At 43.4% G+C, this 5,604-nt stretch carries 5 protein-coding genes; 3 read left to right on the top strand and 2 right to left on the bottom strand.

Translation table 11 applies throughout. The annotated features are described in order from the left end of the window. Nucleotides 1-244 precede the first annotated feature (244 nt). From B9J87_RS09300 to B9J87_RS09290, 3 genes are read left to right on the top strand one after another with little or no spacing between them, the layout of a single operon-like run. Complete coding sequence (locus B9J87_RS09300; RefSeq protein WP_013856356.1) at nucleotides 245-472, top strand: FeoA family protein; 228 nt, start codon at nucleotides 245-247, stop codon at nucleotides 470-472. Then, the gene (feoB, locus tag B9J87_RS09295) at nucleotides 472-2,745 is read left to right on the top strand and encodes a Fe(2+) transporter permease subunit FeoB (RefSeq protein WP_094150425.1); all 2,274 of its coding nucleotides are present in this window, start codon (nucleotides 472-474) and stop codon (nucleotides 2,743-2,745) included. The genes B9J87_RS09300 and feoB overlap by 1 nt, the downstream gene beginning before the upstream one ends. Further along, nucleotides 2,742-2,972: a FeoC-like transcriptional regulator gene (locus tag B9J87_RS09290; RefSeq protein WP_017045231.1), complete on the top strand. Its 231-nt coding sequence runs from the start codon at nucleotides 2,742-2,744 to the stop codon at nucleotides 2,970-2,972. Before feoB ends, B9J87_RS09290 begins: the two co-directional genes overlap by 4 nt. Nucleotides 2,973-3,068: 96 nt before the next feature. Here B9J87_RS09290 and B9J87_RS09285 read toward each other — a convergent pair whose 3' ends face one another. Together B9J87_RS09285 and argS are read right to left on the bottom strand one after the other, a co-directional pair. Continuing rightward, nucleotides 3,069-3,497: an HIT family protein gene (locus B9J87_RS09285; RefSeq protein ID WP_017042525.1), complete on the bottom strand. Its 429-nt coding sequence runs from the start codon at nucleotides 3,495-3,497 to the stop codon at nucleotides 3,069-3,071. Nucleotides 3,498-3,580: 83 nt separating this feature from the next. Beyond that, nucleotides 3,581-5,317, bottom strand: a complete 1,737-nt coding sequence (gene argS, locus B9J87_RS09280; RefSeq protein WP_094123958.1) for an arginine--tRNA ligase — start codon at nucleotides 5,315-5,317, stop codon at nucleotides 3,581-3,583. Between the last annotated feature and the right edge of the window lie 287 nt (nucleotides 5,318-5,604).

The following is a 5,604-nucleotide window of genomic DNA, read 5'->3' as shown; positions in this document are numbered from 1 at the left end:
AACCATAACCGATTGATTTTAATGGTTTATTTTCATTTTATCTGTTTTTGTTTATTTTTTTATGTTGAGCTCATTTGTACCTGATAATTTTTTAACGTTTTTAACGTCAGTTTATTTACCGAAAACAACGTGATGGATTTATGCAATCTTTGATTTCACGCAATAAAATAGAGGGTTAGCGCGTGTATTATTCGCCTGTTAATAAAAATATTTCTCATTACCACTACCATTGAGAGCAAGATAGATGAAATTATCTCAATTAAATGAAGGGGATAGCGCGAGCATTGTCGCGTTCAATCAACTTCCAAATGACATTCGTAAAAAATTGATGGTGATGGGCTTGCTGCCTCTAACTACTGTTACGTTAATCAGAAGAGCTCCTATGGGAGATCCACTTCAACTTGAAGTGAGAGGCGTCTCTTTAGCGGTACGTGAAAATATAGCCGCTTGTATTGAAGTGGAGAGAGCGTAGTGCGATATCAAATTCTAACCGTTGGTAACCCTAATAGTGGCAAAACAACGTTATTTAATGGGCTGACTGGTTCTAAGCAGCAAGTCGGTAACTGGGCTGGTGTTACAGTTGAGAAAAAAACGGGCCGCTACACTCATTCTGGAGATGAATTCATACTAACGGATTTGCCGGGCATCTACGCACTTGACAGCGGGAATGACAGTAACAGCATTGACGAATCCATTGCCTCTAGAGCGGTTCTTACACATCCTGCCGATTTAATCATTAACGTTGTGGATGTGACGTGTTTGGAGCGCAGTCTCTATATGACGCTTCAATTGAGAGAGCTCGGTCGTCCAATGATTGTGGTTTTGAATAAAATGGACGCTTTAAAAAGAGAGCGTCAAGGTCTAGACATTCAACAACTTGAGAAAGTTCTAGGTTGCCCCGTTTTTATGCTTTCTGCTACCAGTAAAGAGCAGGTGAGTCGATTCAAAGAAAAGCTGCATAAAGTACTGCTGCAAGGCGTAGCTCTTAAAGAACTGCTATTGGATTACGGCAGTGCATTTGAACAATCGATCGGAAAATTAGCCACTATTTTTCAACATAAGCAAGTGGCACCTCGCGCATTAGCTATTCGTGCCTTAGAAAATGATCTTTTGGTGATTAATGGATTACCAGAAGTGCAGCGTGAGCTTATCCAGAAAGAGCAATTGCAAAGTGGTTTAGATATTGATCTGCATGTCGCTGATACCAAATACACATTTTTGCATGAACAATGCCAGCAGATCCGCAAAACAGAAGGGAAACTAAGCCACAGTTTTACACAAAAAGCGGATAAGCTGATTTTAAATAAATGGGTGGGTGTACCGTTTTTCTTTGTGGTTATGTACTTAATGTTTATGTTCTCGATCAATATTGGGAGCGCTTTCATTGATTTCTTCGACATTGGCGTCGGGGCGTTATTGGTTGATGGCGGGCACCACTTACTGGATGATCATTTGCCTATTTGGCTAGTGACATTATTAGCCGATGGCCTTGGTGGAGGTATTCAAACCGTCGCCACATTTATCCCAGTTATCGCTTGTTTGTACTTATTTTTAGCTGTACTCGAAAGTTCAGGCTATATGTCTCGCGCGGCTTTTGTTTTAGATAAAGTGATGCAGAAGATAGGCCTACCGGGTAAAGCGTTTGTTCCGCTTGTCTTAGGATTTGGTTGTAACGTTCCCGCGATTATGGCGACCCGAACTCTAGATCAAGAACGTGAACGTAAATTAGCGGCATCGATGGCACCCTTTATGTCATGTGGTGCACGTTTGCCCGTGTATGCGCTATTTGCTGCGGCATTTTTCCCTGAAAGCGGTCAAAATGTAGTTTTTGCTCTTTATTTGTTGGGCATTTTAGCTGCAGTGTTCACTGGTTTGGTTTTGAAGCATACGCTCTATCCGGGTTCAAGCGACAGCCTAGTCATGGAGATGCCAGATTACGAGATCCCAACGCTGCAAAACATCATGATCAAAACATGGCAGAAATTAAAACGTTTTGTTCTCGGTGCAGGGAAAACGATTGTCATCGTCGTTATGATCTTAAGCTTCCTCAATTCAGTTGGTACTGATGGCAGCTTTGGTAATGAAGATAGTGACAACTCAGTGTTATCAAAAGTGGCTCAAGTGGTTACGCCAGTATTTGCTCCTATTGGTATCAATCAAGATAACTGGCCAGCGACAGTGGGTATCATCACGGGTATTTTTGCAAAAGAAGCGGTAGTCGGAACATTAAACAATTTGTATACCTCTGCTGAAGGTGATGAAAGTGAATATGACCTAATGGCGAGCCTACAAGAAGCGGTTATGTCTATTCCAGAAAACCTAACGGGATTAAGCTTCTCTGATCCGCTCGGTATCGAAGTCGGAGACTTGACAGACAGTAGCGCAGTGGCTGAAGAGCAAGCCGTAGATGCCTCAATCTTTGGTAATTTGAAACAGCACTTTGTGACTGGTCATGCCGCATTTGCCTACCTTATCTTCATTTTGCTTTACACGCCTTGTGTTGCAGCCATGGGGGCTTATGTTCGTGAGTTTGGTGCGAATTATGCTCGTTTTATCGCAGTATGGACGATGGGGCTTGCGTATGGTGGCGCCGCGCTTTATTACCAAGCGACTAGGATCACCGAAACCCCTGTCGAAAGTTTAACGTGGATTATTGCCATTGTTATGGCGAGTTTGTTGACCTTTAAAATGCTTAAGCGAAAAGGACTCCAGCAGAAAACGGTGCTTGAGGTACAAGTGGCATGATATTAAATGAGCTAAAGCGCTACATTGAAGAGAATGGGATCGTTAGCCGCTCGGCGATTGCGAAAAAATTTTCGCTCAGTGAGGATGGCGTTGACGCTATGTTAGCCGTGTGGATACGAAAAGGTGTGTTGTCGCGCACTATCGATACCAACAAGGCTAACCGCGTAACAAGAGTGCGTTATGGGCTTAACCGAAATAACGGGCTGTCTTTGACTGTCGTACTTTAGTCATAATTGATGCTAGGCATTCTGTCTGATAAACGAAAGCCGCTGATGTCAGCGGCTTTCAAACTTTTACCTAATATATGGTGTGAGAGACGACGTTTATCCTTTTCTAAAAATAGAACTCAGTGATAGAACATTTTGGATTCTGGTTAAGATCGCTTGCTGTTCTTGTTCGGCTCTCACTATCCCTTGAGTATTGCCCCAGATAGGCCCTGGCCATGCTACGTCATTTTTAAATCGAGCAACATGGTGAATATGGAGCTGAGGCACCATGTTACCCAGCGCACCTAAATTGAGTTTATCTGGACAAAACGTGGCTTCAAGAGCTTGGCTAACGGCTTGAGATTCGCATAAAAATTGTTGCTGTTCCTGCATTGGTAGATGATGCAACTCTTTCAAATTGGCACGTTTAGGCACCAGAATAATCCAAGGTACGGCATTATCTTTATGGAGTAAGGCTAAGCAAAGAGGAAATTCACCAATGACGGAAGTGTCTTTGGCCAGTTGCGGGTGGAGTTCAAAATTCATGTCAATCTCACTTGCACGGATGTTATCACCGATAAAAGAAAAGGCTGACCATGGTCAACCCTTTCATTCACTCATAGCTGTCGTTACATACGTTCTAATGTATCAATACCGAGTAGCGACAGACCTTGCTTGATGGTTTTTGCTGTCAACGCAGCCAGTTTTAGGCGGCTTTGTTTCACACTTTCATCTTCAGCGACTAAGATTGGGCATGCTTCATAGAAGCTAGAGAATTGGCCAGCTAATTCAAATAGGTAGCTACACATAATGTGAGGTTGGCCTTCGCGGGCAACAGCTTGTACCGCTTCTTCAAACTGCAGAAGTTTCGCAATCAAAGCTTTTTCTTTCTCTTGTGTGACTTTAATTTCACCCGTCAGGTTATCCATCGATACGCCTGCTTTAGCAAAAATTGACGCGACACGTGTGTAGGCATACTGCATGTAAGGTGCAGTGTTACCTTCAAATGCCAACATGTTGTCCCAGTCAAACACGTAATCGGTAGTACGGTGCTTAGAAAGATCAGCATATTTCACTGCGGCCATCGCGACAGTATTGGCAATGTTCGCTTTTTCTGCGGCGTCTAAATCAGGGTTTTTGGATTCAATTAATTTAGCGGCACGCTCTTGCGCTTCATCGAGAAGATCGGCCAGACGAACAGTACCGCCAGCACGAGTTTTGAACGGGCGGCCATCTTTGCCTAGCATCATACCAAAGGCGTGGTGTTCAAGAGTCACTTCTTCAGGTACATAGCCCGCTTTGCGGACAATCGTCCATGCTTGCATTAGGTGCTGATGTTGACGCGAGTCGATAAAGTACAACACACGGTCCGCACCTAAGGTTTCATAACGGTATTTTGCACACGCGATATCGGTTGTGGTGTATAAGAAGCCGCCATCACGTTTTTGGATGATAACGCCCATTGGCTCGCCATCTTTATTTTTGTATTCTTCAAGAAAAACGACTTGTGCGCCATCATCTTCTTGCGCCAAACCTTTTTCTTTTAAATCGGCTACGATGCCGGGCAACATGTCGTTGTACATACTTTCGCCCATCACATCATCGCGCGTGAGCGAAACATTCAAACGATCATAGTTACGCTGGTTTTGGATCATGGTGATGTCCACCAATTTTTTCCACATTTGAGCGCAGAATTCGTCACCGCTTTGTAGTTTGACCACATAATTTCGTGCTTTAGCAGCAAACACTTCATCTTCGTCGTAGAGTTTTTTTGACTCACGATAGAAAGCTTCAAGATCGGAAAGTTCCATTGAAACTTCGTTACCAGATTCTTGTTGCACACGTTCAAGGTTGGCTATCAACATACCAAATTGCGTGCCCCAGTCACCGATGTGGTTGGCGCGGATCACTTTATGGCCTAAAAATTCCAAGGTACGCACAACAGCGTCACCAATAATGGTTGAGCGTAAGTGACCTACATGCATCTCTTTGGCAACGTTAGGCGCTGAGTAGTCTGCGACGATCGTCTTTTGCGCTTCTTTGGTTACACCAAGGTGCTCATCTGCTAGGGCGATATCCGCTTGTTTAGCAAGAAACGCTTCACTGAGGAAAATGTTGATAAAACCTGGGCCTGCAATTTCCGTTTTGCTCGCAATGCCATCGAGGTCCAGAACATCCAATACTTTTTGAGCAAATTCTCGCGGGTTGGTACCCAGTTGCTTAGCTACGCCCATAATGCCATTGGCTTGATAGTCACCAAATTGCGCTTTGGCCGATTGGCGAACAGCAGCAGGACTGCCAGCTGGTGCGCCTGCGGCTTCAAGAGCCTGAGATACTTTGTCATTAATCAGTGCTTGGATATTCACACGCGTTTCCTTTAATTCTTGGAATTGCAAAGGTATGCATTTTATTCACCATTTAGTGCCAATACATATCTTAATTTTGTTCATCATTTGGCGCACATAATACCAATTTTATTGAGGCGCTTATAGGGACTAAATTAGGAAATTTTCTACTTTTCGAAGAGTTGTTGGTACTATTAGACGATAATCATCATTTTGGACCATTTAAATGCTTGAACCATTAAAGAATGCAGCGCTTCATCCTGAACAGCTTAAGCAGAATTTAGATAAATTTATGCATAAAATTCAAG

This window comes from Vibrio sp. V19_P1S1T109, assembly GCF_002241375.1.
Classification (GTDB): domain Bacteria; phylum Pseudomonadota; class Gammaproteobacteria; order Enterobacterales; family Vibrionaceae; genus Vibrio; species Vibrio anguillarum.
This window is presented reverse-complemented; position numbering and strand designations above follow the sequence as displayed.

What these genes read in the sequence shown, in the direction of transcription:
- B9J87_RS09285 (WP_017042525.1), bottom strand. Translation starts at nt 3,497, where the DNA reads ATGAATTTTGAACTCCACCCGCAACTGGCCAAAGACACTTCCGTCATT.
- B9J87_RS09300 (WP_013856356.1), top strand. Translation starts at nt 245, where the DNA reads ATGAAATTATCTCAATTAAATGAAGGGGATAGCGCGAGCATTGTCGCG.
- B9J87_RS09290 (WP_017045231.1), top strand. Translation starts at nt 2,742, where the DNA reads ATGATATTAAATGAGCTAAAGCGCTACATTGAAGAGAATGGGATCGTT.